Origin of the sequence: Microbacterium sp. Root53 (assembly GCF_001426925.1) — a bacterium.
GTDB lineage: Bacteria > Actinomycetota > Actinomycetes > Actinomycetales > Microbacteriaceae > Microbacterium.
Window position 1 is genome coordinate 63516 of record NZ_LMFR01000012.1, and the last position, 12398, is coordinate 75913.

Consider the following 12398-nt stretch of genomic DNA (forward strand, 5'->3'; position numbering starts at 1 on the left):
GCCCGCTCAGGCGAGGAAGTCGCGGATCGCGGCGGCGGCCTCGCCGGGCTTCTCGTAGTGGATGAGGTGTCCGACGCCCTGGATCTCGACGAGCCGGGCGTCCGGGAAGCGGGTGGCGAGCACGCGCTCGGCCTCGATGGGCGTGATGTCGTCGCGGTCGGCCGCGATCAGGAGCGTCGGCGCCGCGATGCGCGCGGCGTACTCGCTGACGTCGTGGGAGACGCTCGTCACGAACGCGTCGCGCAGCACGTCCCGATCCGCGAAGAGCGAGAAGTACCGGTCGTGCTGGTCGTGGATGAACGCCCGCAGCGCGCGGTCGCGCGTCTTCGCCATCGCGATCGACATGACGCGCACGATCAGGCGGTTGCGCAGCAGCCAGGTGCCGATCGGGCGGGGCAGCCGGGAGCCGGCCCAGTAATACAGGATCGCCAGGCGGGTCAGGATGCCGCGCGGCCCCTCCAGCGCCGGCGCGCCGATCGGGTTGATCAGCACCAGGCGAGGCGTCGCGAGGCCGCGCGCGACGGCCGCGGCGGCGACGATCGAGCCGAACGAGTGCCCCAGGACGATCGCGCCGGGCGCCACCGCGGCGGCGAACGCGCCGAGCCAGTCCGCGTACGCCTCGAGGTCGTGGCGGCGGCCCGGGATCGGCGGCGTCTCGCCGAAGCCGGGCAGGTCCGGCATCACGACCCGGACGCCCTCGCGGATCGCGTCCTCGAGGGCGGCCACCACGGGCTCCAGGCCGTGGTGCTCGCCCCGGAAGCCGTGCACCGCCAGGATCGTCGTCGCGGCGTCGTCCGGGCCGTACACCCAGTAGGCGGTGCGGCCGCCGAGCACGTCGGCCTCGCGACGGACGACCGGGATCGCGGCGAGCTGGGTGGCGTAGGGCGAGGCGACGGGCACGGATCGAGTCTACGGACGCCGGCCTGCGCGCTTCCCGGGGTGCCTCCGCGGGAATGTCCGCGCCGCGTCCTACGGTGTGGCGTATGACGAGGTCGTGGCCGGATCCGCCCCCGCTGTTCGAGCTGGACTGGCTCGACCACCCCGGAGAGACCCCCACCTGGACCCCGCGCGGCGAGGCCGCGACGCGCGACGCCGCGCCCGCCGACGCCGCGACCACCATGACGGTGACCGAGACGACCGTCACCGAGACGACCGTCGCCACGCCCGACGCCGTGGTGCGCGAGACCTCCGTCGTCAGCGAGACCGTCGTGGTCGACCAGGGACCGCGGCGCTGGACCCGACGGATCGGCGTGTTCGACCTCGAGACGACCGGCATCGACGTGACCGAGGACCGGATCGTGACCGCCTACGTCGGCCTGCTCGACGAGCGCGGCGCGGTCATCCACGACGAGCACTGGCTCGCGGACCCGGGCATCGAGATCCCCGAGGGCGCCACGGCCGTGCACGGCATCACGACCGAGCACGCCCGCGCCGAGGGCCGCCCCGCGGCGGAGGTCGTCGCCGAGGTGACGCACGCGCTGCGCACCCTGCTGTCCGCGGGCATCCCCGTGGTCGCCTACAACGCGGCCTACGACTTCTCGCTGCTCAAGTACGAGGGCGAGCGGCACGGCATCGCGACGATCGACTCCCCCGCGCCCGTGATCGACCCGCTCGTGATCGACAAGACGTGCGACCGATACCGCAAGGGCAAGCGCACGCTCGACGTCGTCGCGGCGCACTACTCGGTGCCGCTGGAGTCCGCGCACGAGGCGTCGGCCGACGCGATCGCGGCCGGGCGCGTAGCGCTCGCCATCGCCGAGCGCTTCGCGGAAACGCTGCCCGAGGACGTGCAGGAGCTGCACACCCGCCAGATCGGCTGGGCGCGCGAGCAGGCCGAGAGCCTCACCGAGTACTTCATCCGCATCGGGCGCCTGGAGCCCACCGAGGTCCTCGACGGCAGCTGGCCCGTCCGCGCGTAGCCTGCCGCCGGTGCTGTCGCCCCGGTTCCGAAAACCGGACCGATGAGGCGGGTGGGGCGGATGAGACCCCACCCGCACCGCAGGCACCGCCCATCCGGTGTTCGGAGCGCCGCACCCCGGCCGCTCACAGGCCCGATGTGACGCACGTCGCCCGGTGGGGCTCCTGAGCCTGCCTGCCGGCGGCCGAGCCTGTCTCCGGCGCCCCGTTCCGAAAACCGGACCGATGCGACGGATGCGGCGGATGAGACCCCACCCGCACCGCAGGCACCGCCCGTCCGGTCTTCGGAGCGCGCGTCGGCACCCGGGAACGACGAAGGCCCCGCCGGAGCGGGGCCTTCGAGCGCGGAACGCGGCTTACTTGGAGCCGAAGTTCTTGAAGCGCTGGTTGAACTTCTCGACGCGGCCGGCCGAGTCCATGATGCGCTGCTTGCCCGTGTAGAACGGGTGCGACGCCGACGAGATCTCGACATCGATGACCGGGTACTCGACGCCGTCGAGGTCGATGGTCTTGTCGCTGGTCACGGTCGAACGGGTGAGGAAGGTCTCGCCCGAACCGAGGTCGCGGAACACGACCGCCTTGTACTCGGGGTGGATGTCAGTCTTCATGGGGGTCCTTGCCAAGAGAGTTTGAAAAGTCTTCCGGTGCTTGGGCACCAGCGACCCACTCTACCAGAAGAGCCGGCCGAGCGGGGACCGGATCAGGCGCCGCGCGCCGCGTAGCGGCCGCCGTCCTGCGTCATGGCGATCGGCAGCCCGAACGTCTCGCTCAGGTTCTCGGAGGTCAGCGTCTCGGCGATCGGCCCGGCCGCGACGGCCTTGCCATCGCGCAGCAGCAGGACGTGCGTGAATCCGGCCGGGATCTCCTCGACGTGGTGCGTCACCATCACGAGGGCGGGCGTCACGGGGGACTGCGCGTACGCGCTCAGCAGGCCGATGAGGACCTCGCGCGAGCCGAGGTCGAGGCTCGCGGTGGGCTCGTCGAGCAGCAGCAGCTCGGGGTCGGTCATGATCGCGCGGGCGACCTGCACGCGCTTCTGCTCGCCCTCGCTCAGCGTGCCGAACGTGCGGTCGGCCAGGTGGTCGAGGTGCCACTCGCGCAGCACGCGCAGCGCGCGGCGCTCGTCGATGTTCTCGTACTCCTCGTTCCAGCGGCCGAGCACCGAGTACGCCGCAGTCAGCACCGCGTTGATCACGGTCTCGTCGGCCGGGATGCGGCGCGCCAGCGCCTGCGAGGCGAAGCCGATGCGGGGGCGCAGCTCGAACACATCGGTGCGCCCCAGGCGCTCGTCGAGGATCTCGACGGTGCCCGACGTGGGGTGGACCATCGTGTCCGCCATCTGGAGCAGCGTGGTCTTGCCGGCGCCGTTCGGGCCCAGGATCACCCACCGCTCGTCGTCGTTCACGGTCCACGTCAGTCCGTCCACGATGTTCCGGCCTTCTCGGCGGACCACGACGTCTTCGAAGGAGAGCACAGCGGGCATGCGGCCAGCCTACCCACTCGCCCGCGGCCTCCCCGCCGGACGCGCGGGGCCGCGCGGCCGATGGGCGCCTCCGCGGCCCGGTACGCTCGGAGATCGTGACCGCGCGCTTCCTGGTCGTGCTCGACGCCGACTCCACCCTCATCCGCAACGAGGTGATCGAGCTGATCGCCGACGAGGCCGGCCGCGGCGCCGAGGTCGCCGCGGCGACCGAGGCCGCCATGCGGGGCGAGGTGGACTTCGCCCAGAGCCTGCGCTCGCGCGTCCGCGAGCTCGCCGGCGTGCCCGTCGCCTCGTTCGCGCACGTGCGCGGCCGCGTCGAGCCCACGCCCGGCGTGACCGACCTGATCGACGCCGTGCACGCGCGCGGCGGCCTCGTGGGCGTCGTGTCGGGCGGCTTCCACGAGATCCTCGACGACGTGGCCCCCGCGCTCGGGGTGGACTTCTGGCGCGCCAATCGCCTCGTGGCGGCCGACGGCGCGCTCACGGGAGAGGTCGACGGCCCGATCGTCGACGCCGCTGCCAAGGCCGAGTGGATGCTCCGCTGGGCCGAGGAGCACGGCGTCCCCCGCGCCCGCACCATCGCGATCGGCGACGGCGCCAACGACCTCCTCATGCTGAGCGCCGCGGGGCTGGGCCTCGCCTTCAACGCCAAGCCCGCCGTGCGCCTCTCGGCCCCGCTCGTGATCGGGCCGGTCGACCTCGCGCAGGTCGTGCCGCTGCTCCCCTGACCGCGATCGTCCCGGGGCGTCATCCGCGCCGCCTGGCCCGATGTCGGCGGCCCGGCGTAGCGTGCGGAGCATGGCAGAGATCATCCTGATCCCCGGGCTCTGGCTCGACGCGTCCTCGTGGGACGACGTCGTGCCCGGGCTGGAGGGCGCCGGTCACCGCGTTCACGCGCTGACCCTGCCGGGCGTCGGCGCCCCGGCATCCGAGTCCGCGGACCTCGGCATCGACGACTGGGTCGACGCCGTGGTCGAGCGCATCGACTCGATCGAGGGACCCGTCGTGGTCGTGGGCCACTCGGGCGGCGGCAACGTCGCGTGGGGCGCCGCCGACCGGCGCCCGGACCGGATCGCCCGCGTGGTGCTCGTCGACACGATGCCCCGCCCGACGACGCCGGCATCTCGGAGTTCCCCGTGGTCGACGGGGTCGTGCCGTTCCCCGGCTGGGACTTCTTCGACGACGAGGACGTCGACGACCTCGACGCCGCCACGCGGGAGCGCACGGCCGGGCTCACGCGCTCCGTGCCGACGAAGGTGCCGACCGACGGCATCCGGCTCGCGGACGACCGCCGCTTCGACGTCCCCGTCACGGTGCTCTCCGGCAAGCTCGACGAGCAGAGCCTGCGCGCGATGATGTCGGACTGGCCCGCGTGGGGCGCGACGCTCGATCGCATCCGGAGCTTCGAGGTGGTCACGCTCGGCACGGGCCACTGGCCGCAGTTCTCCAAGCCGGGCGCCCTCGCGGAGGCGATCGCCGCCGCTGTCCGCGAGTAGGCCGTCGCGGGGCGCGGCCGCGCCGGTGCTTGGATGGTGGCATGACCCTCGCTCTGGTGCTGGACCTCCTCGGCACCTTCTTCTTCGCGATGTCCGGCTGTCTGCTGGCCGCGCGGAGCCGCTTCGACATCATCGGCTCGCTGTTCCTGGGCTCGCTCGCGGGGCTCGGCGGCGGGGTCATCCGGGATCTCGTCCTCGGGAACGTGCCCAACGCGTTCGCCAACCCCTGGTACCTCGCGCCGCCCCTGCTCGCGGCCCTCGTGGTCTACTTCCTGCACGCGTGGGTCGAGCGCCTGCATCGCCCGCTGCTGATCCTCGACGCGGGCGGGCTCGCGCTGTTCTGCGTCACCGGCACCGTGACGGCGCTGCACGCGGGGATGAACCCGGTCGCCTCGGCGCTGCTCGGCGTGACAACCGCCGTGGGAGGCGGGCTGCTGCGCGACGTCGTGGCGAACCGCGTGCCGCAGCTGTTCAACCGCGACGACCTGTACGCCGTGCCCGCCATGATCGGCTCGGTCCTGGCGACCGTCCTGTGGCTCACCGGGCTGTACGGCATCGTGACCGCCGTCGCGGTGGCGCTGGTGGTGTTCGCCTTCCGTGTCGTGTCGCTGCACTTCGGCTGGCACATCCCCCACGCGGCGCCCGTCGCGCCGCCTTCCCGAGAGGACCCTCATGGCCGTTGACGTGCGCGTCGAGACCGTGATCGCCCGGCCCGTGGCGGAGGTCGCCGCGTACGCGGCGGACCCGTCGCACGCGCCGGAGTGGTACGCGAACATCCGCAGCGTCGAATGGCGCACGGATCCGGTGCTCGTCGAGGGCGCCGAGATGGACTTCGTCGCGCGTTCCTGGGCCGCCGGCTCGCCTACACGTACCGCGTGGCCACCTACCGTCCCGAGCGACTGCTGGTGATGCGCACGGCCGAGGGGCCGTTCCCGATGGAGACCGCCTACACGTGGGAGCCGGCGCCCGGCGGGACGCGGATGACGCTGCGCAACACGGGCGAGCCCGCCGGCTTCGCGCGCATCGCCGCCCCCGTCATGGAGGCGGCGATGCGGCGCGCGACCCGGGCCGACCTGGCCCGGCTGAAGGGCATCCTCGAGGGTCAGTGACCCATGCCGAGGCCGCCGTCGACCGGGATCACGGCGCCGGAGATGTAGGCGGAGTCGTCCGACGCGAGCCACGTCACGGCGGCGGCGACCTCGGCGGCGCTGCCGTACCGGCCCGCGGGGATGGCCTTGCGGTACTCGGCCTGCGTCTCCTCGGGCAGCTCCGCGGTCATGTCCGTCTCGATGAAGCCCGGCGCCACGACGTTCGCGGTGATGCCGCGCGCGCCGAGTTCGCGCGTCAGCGAGCGGGCGAAGCCGACGAGGGCGCTCTTGGACGACGCGTAGTTGACCTGGCCGGCCGAGCCGTAGAGCCCGACGACGCTGGAGATCAGGATGACGCGGCCGAAGCGCGCCTTGAGCATGCCCTTCGAGGCGCGCTTGACCACGCGGAACGCGCCGCCGAGGTTCGTCGCGATGACGCTGTCGAAGTCGTCCTCGCTCATCCGCATCAGCAGCGTGTCCTTGGTGATGCCGGCGTTGGCCACCACGATCTCGACCGGACCGAGCTGCTGCTCGACCTCGGTGAACGCGGCGTCGATCGCCGCGGCGTCGGTGACGTCGGCGCGCACGGTGAGCGTCCCCTCGGGGCCCTCGCCGCTGCGGGCCGTGACCGCGACGCGGTACCCCTCCTGGACGAAGCGCTCGGCGATCGCGCGGCCGATGCCGCGGTTGCCGCCTGTGACGAGGACGACGCGTTCACTGCTCACGGTGGGTGACTCTCTCTGCTCGGGGTCCCCGACGGATCGGGTCCGGTCGGGCGGTCCGGCGCTGATCCGGGGCCGCACGCCAGCCTATTGTGCGGCGGGTGGCGATGCCGAGGCGACCCGCTCGGGGGCCGCCCGATCGGGCGCGGAAGCGTAGGCTGGAATGATCGTGAAGACCCCCAGGAAAGACGCCTCCGCCGCCCAGTCGGCGACGTCGCTGCCGCTCGCTCCGGCCGACGACGCGGGCGACCGCGTGCGCAACTACCTGATCACGATGGGCATCCGCATCGTGTGCCTGTGCCTCGCGGCGTTCGTCACGCCGCACAGCTGGTACACGTTCGTCTTCGCCGCCGGCGCGATCTTCCTGCCGTACTTCGCGGTGGTCGGCGCGAACGCCGCCAGCGGCCGCCACGTCGCCGACGCCGTGCGCCTCGACGCCCCGGCGATCGACGCCGCGCGGCCCGCGGAGCCGGACGCCGACGCCCCGGCGGCGCCCACCGTCATCACGATCGCCGAGTCCCCCGCGCCGCGCCCCGAGCCCGCTCCACCCGTCGGCGACGAGGCCCGCGACGGCGGAGCCGACGACACCGGGCCGGCGGACCCGGACCGCGCATGATCGGCCTGGATCCCCAGATCCCCACGTGCTCGCGCGCCGGCTGCCCCGAGCCCGCCACGTGGACGATCCGCTGGCGCAATCCGCGGATCCACACCGGGGACCGCCGCAAGACCTGGCTCGCGTGCGACGCCCACGTCGGCTACCTGCGCGACTTCCTGGCCGCGCGCGACTTCCCCCTCGAGGTGGCCGCGGGCGTGGTCCCGGACGGCGCGTCCGCGGAGGACCGCGCATGAGCAAGCCCGAGGTCATGCGGTCGACCGCCGCACGCTGGAGCGTGTACGCGCTGATCGCGGTCGCGTTCGCGGTCGCGTGCGGGTTCCTCTCCCACTGGCAGTTCGAGCGCAACGAGGCCCGCGCCGCGATGCTCGAGCTGGTCGACGCCAACTACGACGCCGCGCCCGTCCCCGTGGAGCAGGTCCTGGACCGGGGATACGCGCCGTCCGACGAGTGGCACCCGGTCACGCTGACGGGCCGGTACCTGACCGAGGATCAGCTCCTCGTCCGCAACCGCGCACAGGGCGGCACGAGCGCGTTCGAGGTGCTGGTGCCGTTCCAGCTGGCCGACGGCCGCATCGTGGCGATCGACCGCGGCTGGGTGCCGCCGGGCGAGGACGCCGTGCCGGATGCCGTCCCGGCGCCGCCCGCGGGCGACGTCACCGTGGTCGCGCGCGTCCGTCCGGGCGAGCCGCTCCCGTCCTCGGGCCGCAGCGCGCCGGAGGGCCAGCTGCCGACGATCCACCTGCCGGCGGTCGCCGATCTGACCGGCCCGGAGACGGAGACCGCCTTCTACGGACTGATGGTGTCGGAGGATCCGGCGCCCGCCGATCGCCCGGCCGAGCTCAAGCCGCCGACCGAGGATCCCGGCCCGCACCTGTCGTACGCGATCCAGTGGATCCTGTTCGCGATCATGGGCTTCGGGTTCATCGCGTACATGATCCGCACCGAGATCCGCGCGCGCCGCGAGGACGCCGAGGACGACGACGAGGACGAGCTGCGGCGCGCGACCCCGGCCCGCCGCGCGCGGACGCGCCGCCGCGATCGCGATGCGGACGAGGAGGACGCCCTCCTCGACGCCGGCCGCTGAGCGGCCGCGCCGCTACGCCAGCGTGATCAGGTCGAGGTAGGACTTGTTCCAGATGTCCTCGACGCCGTCCGGCAGCAGCAGGACGCGCTCGGGGTTGAGCGCCTCGACGGCGCCCTCGTCGTGCGAGACCAGCACGACCGCGCCCTCGTAATGCGCCAGCGCGCCGAGGATCTCCTCGCGCGAGGCGGGGTCGAGGTTGTTGGTCGGCTCGTCCAGCAGCAGCACGTTCGCGCTCGACACGACCAGCGTGGCGAGCGACAGGCGGGTCTTCTCGCCGCCCGACAGGACGCCCGCGGGCTTGTGGACGTCGTCGCCCGTGAACAGGAAGGATCCGAGCACCTTGCGCGCCTCGGTCTCGTTGAGGTTGGGCGCGGCCGAGACCATGTTCTCGAGCACCGACCGGTTCACGTCGAGGTTCTCGTGCTCCTGCGCGTAGTAGCCGATCTTGAGGCCGTGGCCGGGCTCGATCTGTCCCGTGTCGCTCTTGTCGACGCCGGCGAGGATGCGCAGCAGGGTCGTCTTTCCCGCGCCGTTGAGGCCGAGCACGACGACCTTGGAGCCGCGGTCGATCGCGAGATCCACGCCCGCGAAGATCTCCAGGGCGCCGTACGACTTCGACAGCGACTTCGCCATGAGGGGCGTCTTGCCGCACGGGGCGGGCTTCGGGAACCGGAGCTTGGCGACGCGATCCTCCTGTCGGACCTCCTCGAGACCCGACAGCAGCTTCTCGGCACGCGCGACCATCTGGTGCGCGGCGGCGGCCTTGGAAGCCTTGGCGCCGAAGCGCGCGGCCTGCTGCTGCAGCGCCGAGGCCTTCTTCTCCGCGTTGACGCGCTCCTTCTTGCGGCGCTCCTCGTCCGCGACGCGCTGGCGCTGGTAGTGCTTCCAGCCCATGTTGTAGATGTCGATGACCTGGCGGTTGGCGTCGAGGTAGAAGACGCGGTTGACGGTCTCCTCCACGAGCTCCACGTCGTGGCTGATGACGATCAGCCCGCCCTTGTAGGACTTCAGGAACTCGCGCAGCCACACGACGCTGTCGGCGTCGAGGTGGTTGGTCGGCTCGTCCAGGATCATCGAGTCGGCGTCCGAGAACAGGATGCGCGCGAGCTCGATGCGGCGCCGCTGACCGCCCGAGAGGGTCTTGAGCGGCTGGTCCAGGATGCGGTCGGGCAGCGACAGGTTGTGCGCGATCGAGGCGGCCTCGGCCTCCGCCGCGTAGCCGCCCAGGGACTCGAAGCGCTCCGTGAAGTGCGCGTAGCGCTTCATGGCCTTCGCGGCGACCTTCTCGTCGTCCGAGGCCATCGCCACCGACGCCTCCTGCATGCCGAGCGCGAGCGATCCGAGCCCGCGGGCATCGAGGATGCGCGTGCGCGCGAGCTGCTCCGGGTCGCCGCTGCGCGGGTCCTGCGGCAGGTAGCCGAGCTCGCCCGAGCGGTCCACCCGGCCGTTGGCGGGGATCAGGTCGCCCGCGAGCACCTTCGTCAGCGTCGTCTTGCCGGCGCCGTTGCGGCCCACGAGGCCGACCTTGTCGCCCGGCCCGACGCGGAACGAGACGTCCGACATGAGCATGCGTGCGCCGACGCGGATCTCGAGGTCGTGCACGGCGAGCACAGCGGACGTCCAATCGCAGGTGGGGATGTCTCCGGGAACGGAGCGAGGGCCCGGCTGGGCCAGCCTCCCAGTATAGGTTCGTGCCCCTGGGCGTCCGCCCGCGGGCGGCGTCAGACCTGCGGGGTGTCGAAGTAGAGGTGGTGGTGCCGCCGGCACCCGGGGTTGAACGCGCCGCCGCAGTGCGCGCACGCGCACGTCGCGACGTACTCGCGGATCGACGACGTGCGTCCGCAGCGGCCGCACAGCAGCGCCTGGGTCTCGCGCTCCCCCGCGCCCCACGGGCGGGCGGCATGATCGGCCGTCTCCTCGTGGCACGCGTGGCACGGGTACCAGCGGCCGCAGCACGGGAACAGGATGGCCAGCACGTCGAGCTCGGTCGCGTAGTGCGCGCAGCGGGTCTGCTCGTCGACCGGCAGGCCGTGGACGACGTGCCCGCCGACGCGGACGGGCGCCGTCACGCGATCCCCCGCGCGGACAGCGCGTCGGCCACGTCGTCCGCGTGCCGGAGCGACATCACCAGCAGCGGGACGACGGCGCGGAATCCCAGGCGCACGCCGCGGGCGCGCTGGGCCTCCCGGATGCGCCGCAGGAAGTCCGCGATGACCGGCACCAGCGCGATGGTCAGCGACAGCGTGAACGCGACGCGCCACGGGTCCACGCCGAACCGGCGCAGCGGCGCCAGGACGGTCTGCAGCGCCTCGAGCAGGTCCGACGTGCGGGTCGTGATCGTGAGGAGCGCCGCCAGCAGCACGACCGCGGCGATCCGCACGGTGGTGATGTACGCCTCCAGCGGCCCGGAGAACACGAGCTGCATGACCGCGACGAAGGCCACGATCCAGCGGATCGCCCACACCTGCCGCAGCCACTCCAGCGGCCCGAAGCCCGCGAGCGCGAACAGCCCGAACACCGCGGCGAGCGTCACGGTGGCGGTGACGGCCGTGTGCGGCCACACCGACACGGCGACCGCGAGCACGGCGCCGAGCGCGAGCTTCGCCCCCGCGGGCATCCGGTGCAGAGGGCTGCTCCCCGGCCGGTACAGGGAGATCACGCGAACTCCAGGCGGTACCGGTCGACGATCGCGGCCGGATCGCCGACCTCCGCGAGGCGGCCGTCCGCGAACCGCACGACCACGTCGCACCGAGCCGCCAGGTCGAGGTCGTGCGTCACGACGACCACCTGCGCGTCGATCCCGCCCTCCTCGGGCGGAGACACCAGCAGATCGGCCATCCGGCGCGCGTTGCCGAGGTCCAGCAGCGTGGTCGGCTCGTCCGCCACCACGAGCCGGGGCCCGCGGATGAGCACGGACACCAGGGCGAGCAGCTGCTTCTGGCCGCCCGACAGGCTGTACGCGGCGCGGTCGGCAAGCTCGGCGAGGCCGTGCCGCTCCAGCTGCGCCTGGACGCGCTCCGCGACCTCGGCCTTCCCCAGCCCCGCGCGCCGCAGCGACAGCGCCACGTCCTCGGCGACCGTGGGCATCAGGATCTGCGCATCCGGATTCGTGAAGACGAACCCCACGCGCTCCCGCAGCGCGCGCACGTCGCGCGCGGCATCGATCCCGTGCACCGTCACGGTGCCGCGGCTGGGCGCGACGAGGCCGTCCAGCAGCCGCGCGAACGTGGACTTGCCCGAGCCGTTCGCGCCGATCACGCCGATGCGTCGCTGGTCCAGGCGCACCGACACGTCCTCGAGGATGCGGTGCCCGTCGAGCTCGACGGCCACATCCTCGAGGACGATCGCATCGGATGCGTCAGGCATGCTGTGCGGCGGGCTTCGCCGCGGCTCCCGACTCGAACGCGCGCGGGTACGCGCGGTGCAGCGCCAGGGCGAGCACGGTCGCGAGCACCACCTTGACGAGGTCGCCCGGGATGAAGATGAGGCTGCCGACGGCCGCCTCGTGCAGCGGCATGCCGAGGATCGCGGCCTGCACCGGGATGCCGAGGGCGTACACCACGCCGATGCCGCCGACGAGCGCGCCGAGCGCCGTGCGCCACCACGAGATGCGCGCGGCGGACGACTTCGCGATCAGGCCCGCGACGACGGCGCCGGGCAGCCAGCCGATCAGGTATCCGGCCGAGGGGCCGGCGAAGACGCCGAGACCGCCGCGTCCGCCCGAGAGCACGGGCAGCCCGACGGCGACGAGCACGAGCACGATCCCGACGGCGATCGCGGCGCGCTTCGGGCCGAGCACGACGCCCGCGAGCATCACGCCGAGCGTCTGCAGCGTGATCGGCACGGGGCCGACGGGGATGGCGCCGGCGATGCCCAGCACGACGATGATCGCTGCGAAGACCGCGGCCCGGGCGAGATCGCGCCCTTCGAAACCCTTGACTGCCATGGGGACTCCTTCTCTGCGGCACGCGGCCGCCGGGGGTGGGGACGAG

The 12398-nt window shown here is 73.0% G+C and carries 16 protein-coding genes and 2 pseudogenes; 9 read left to right on the forward strand and 9 right to left on the reverse strand.

What is annotated here, in order from left to right; translation table 11 throughout:
- Positions 1–6: 6 nt before the first annotated feature.
- On the reverse strand, positions 7–900 hold the full coding sequence (locus tag ASD19_RS05170) for an alpha/beta fold hydrolase (protein ID WP_055989348.1): 894 nt from the start codon (positions 898–900) through the stop codon (positions 7–9).
- Between the two features lie 308 nt (positions 901–1208).
- Here ASD19_RS05170 and ASD19_RS05175 point away from each other — a divergent pair, with 308 nt between their 5' ends.
- The gene (locus tag ASD19_RS05175; RefSeq protein ID WP_442922521.1) at positions 1209–1919 is read left to right on the forward strand and encodes a 3'-5' exonuclease; all 711 of its coding nucleotides are present in this window, start codon (positions 1209–1211) and stop codon (positions 1917–1919) included.
- Between the two features lie 354 nt (positions 1920–2273).
- Here ASD19_RS05175 and ASD19_RS05180 read toward each other — a convergent pair whose 3' ends face one another.
- Positions 2274–2525, reverse strand: a complete 252-nt coding sequence (locus tag ASD19_RS05180; RefSeq protein ID WP_055989351.1) for a type B 50S ribosomal protein L31 — start codon at positions 2523–2525, stop codon at positions 2274–2276.
- A 92-nt stretch (positions 2526–2617) separates the two neighbouring features.
- Positions 2618–3400, reverse strand: a complete 783-nt coding sequence (locus ASD19_RS05185) for an ABC transporter ATP-binding protein (protein WP_055989354.1) — start codon at positions 3398–3400, stop codon at positions 2618–2620.
- A 92-nt stretch (positions 3401–3492) separates the two neighbouring features.
- On the opposite strand from ASD19_RS05185, the gene serB reads away from it, so the two are divergent.
- The 5 genes and pseudogenes from serB to ASD19_RS14920 all read left to right on the forward strand — a co-directional run bounded on the left by serB (position 3493) and on the right by ASD19_RS14920 (position 6005).
- Positions 3493–4128, forward strand: coding sequence for a phosphoserine phosphatase SerB (gene serB / locus ASD19_RS05190; protein ID WP_055989357.1), 636 nt, complete (start codon positions 3493–3495; stop codon positions 4126–4128).
- 70 nt (positions 4129–4198) lie between these two features.
- Positions 4199–4486, forward strand: a pseudogene (locus tag ASD19_RS14735) (esterase/lipase family protein); the annotation flags it as partial.
- Positions 4487–4536: 50 nt separating this feature from the next.
- Entirely contained in the window at positions 4537–4896 is a 360-nt protein-coding gene (locus tag ASD19_RS14740) for a hypothetical protein (RefSeq protein ID WP_235562997.1), read from the forward strand.
- A 41-nt stretch (positions 4897–4937) separates the two neighbouring features.
- A complete protein-coding gene (locus tag ASD19_RS05200) occupies positions 4938–5579 on the forward strand; it encodes a trimeric intracellular cation channel family protein (RefSeq protein ID WP_055989360.1) in 642 nt (213 codons plus the stop codon).
- A pseudogene (locus ASD19_RS14920) lies at positions 5569–6005 on the forward strand (SRPBCC family protein). The gene ASD19_RS05200 and the pseudogene ASD19_RS14920 overlap by 11 nt, the downstream one beginning before the upstream one ends.
- On the opposite strand, the gene ASD19_RS05210 reads toward ASD19_RS14920, so the two are convergent.
- Positions 5999–6709 carry a beta-ketoacyl-ACP reductase gene (locus ASD19_RS05210; RefSeq protein ID WP_055989363.1) on the reverse strand — a complete coding sequence of 237 codons (711 nt, stop codon included), beginning with the start codon at positions 6707–6709 and terminating at the stop codon, positions 5999–6001. The pseudogene ASD19_RS14920 and the gene ASD19_RS05210 sit on opposite strands and share 7 nt — an antisense overlap.
- Positions 6710–6875: 166 nt before the next feature.
- On the opposite strand from ASD19_RS05210, the gene ASD19_RS05215 reads away from it, so the two are divergent.
- The 3 genes from ASD19_RS05215 to ASD19_RS05225 are packed head-to-tail and all read left to right on the forward strand — an operon-like array spanning position 6876 to position 8406.
- Positions 6876–7322 carry a DUF3099 domain-containing protein gene (locus ASD19_RS05215; protein ID WP_230667495.1) on the forward strand — a complete coding sequence of 149 codons (447 nt, stop codon included), beginning with the start codon at positions 6876–6878 and terminating at the stop codon, positions 7320–7322.
- Positions 7319–7555, forward strand: coding sequence for a hypothetical protein (locus ASD19_RS05220; RefSeq protein WP_055989366.1), 237 nt, complete (start codon positions 7319–7321; stop codon positions 7553–7555). The genes ASD19_RS05215 and ASD19_RS05220 overlap by 4 nt, the downstream gene beginning before the upstream one ends.
- Positions 7552–8406, forward strand: coding sequence for an SURF1 family cytochrome oxidase biogenesis protein (locus tag ASD19_RS05225; protein WP_055989368.1), 855 nt, complete (start codon positions 7552–7554; stop codon positions 8404–8406). The genes ASD19_RS05220 and ASD19_RS05225 overlap by 4 nt, the downstream gene beginning before the upstream one ends.
- A gap of 12 nt (positions 8407–8418) precedes the next feature.
- Here ASD19_RS05225 and ASD19_RS05230 read toward each other — a convergent pair whose 3' ends face one another.
- The 5 genes from ASD19_RS05230 to ASD19_RS05250 form a co-directional block, all read right to left on the reverse strand.
- Positions 8419–10017 carry an ABC-F family ATP-binding cassette domain-containing protein gene (locus tag ASD19_RS05230; protein ID WP_055989370.1) on the reverse strand — a complete coding sequence of 533 codons (1599 nt, stop codon included), beginning with the start codon at positions 10015–10017 and terminating at the stop codon, positions 8419–8421.
- A 110-nt stretch (positions 10018–10127) separates the two neighbouring features.
- Positions 10128–10475: a CHY zinc finger protein gene (locus ASD19_RS05235; protein ID WP_055989372.1), complete on the reverse strand. Its 348-nt coding sequence runs from the start codon at positions 10473–10475 to the stop codon at positions 10128–10130.
- On the reverse strand, positions 10472–11065 hold the full coding sequence (locus tag ASD19_RS05240; RefSeq protein WP_055989375.1) for an energy-coupling factor transporter transmembrane component T family protein: 594 nt from the start codon (positions 11063–11065) through the stop codon (positions 10472–10474). The genes ASD19_RS05235 and ASD19_RS05240 overlap by 4 nt, the downstream gene beginning before the upstream one ends.
- Positions 11062–11772: an energy-coupling factor ABC transporter ATP-binding protein gene (locus ASD19_RS05245; RefSeq protein WP_055989379.1), complete on the reverse strand. Its 711-nt coding sequence runs from the start codon at positions 11770–11772 to the stop codon at positions 11062–11064. Before ASD19_RS05245 ends, ASD19_RS05240 begins: the two co-directional genes overlap by 4 nt.
- A complete protein-coding gene (locus ASD19_RS05250; RefSeq protein WP_055989383.1) occupies positions 11765–12352 on the reverse strand; it encodes a biotin transporter BioY in 588 nt (195 codons plus the stop codon). Before ASD19_RS05250 ends, ASD19_RS05245 begins: the two co-directional genes overlap by 8 nt.
- Positions 12353–12398 lie beyond the last annotated feature (46 nt).

Bases quoted from the DNA above. Each gene is read 5' to 3' on its own strand.
- ASD19_RS05180 (WP_055989351.1), bottom strand. From the start codon at position 2,525: ATGAAGACTGACATCCACCCCGAGTACAAGGCGGTCGTGTTCCGCGAC.
- ASD19_RS05185 (WP_055989354.1), bottom strand. From the start codon at position 3,400: ATGCCCGCTGTGCTCTCCTTCGAAGACGTCGTGGTCCGCCGAGAAGGC.
- ASD19_RS05200 (WP_055989360.1), top strand. From the start codon at position 4,938: ATGACCCTCGCTCTGGTGCTGGACCTCCTCGGCACCTTCTTCTTCGCG.
- ASD19_RS05220 (WP_055989366.1), top strand. From the start codon at position 7,319: ATGATCGGCCTGGATCCCCAGATCCCCACGTGCTCGCGCGCCGGCTGC.
- ASD19_RS05225 (WP_055989368.1), top strand. From the start codon at position 7,552: ATGAGCAAGCCCGAGGTCATGCGGTCGACCGCCGCACGCTGGAGCGTG.
- ASD19_RS05245 (WP_055989379.1), bottom strand. From the start codon at position 11,772: ATGCCTGACGCATCCGATGCGATCGTCCTCGAGGATGTGGCCGTCGAG.
- ASD19_RS05250 (WP_055989383.1), bottom strand. From the start codon at position 12,352: ATGGCAGTCAAGGGTTTCGAAGGGCGCGATCTCGCCCGGGCCGCGGTC.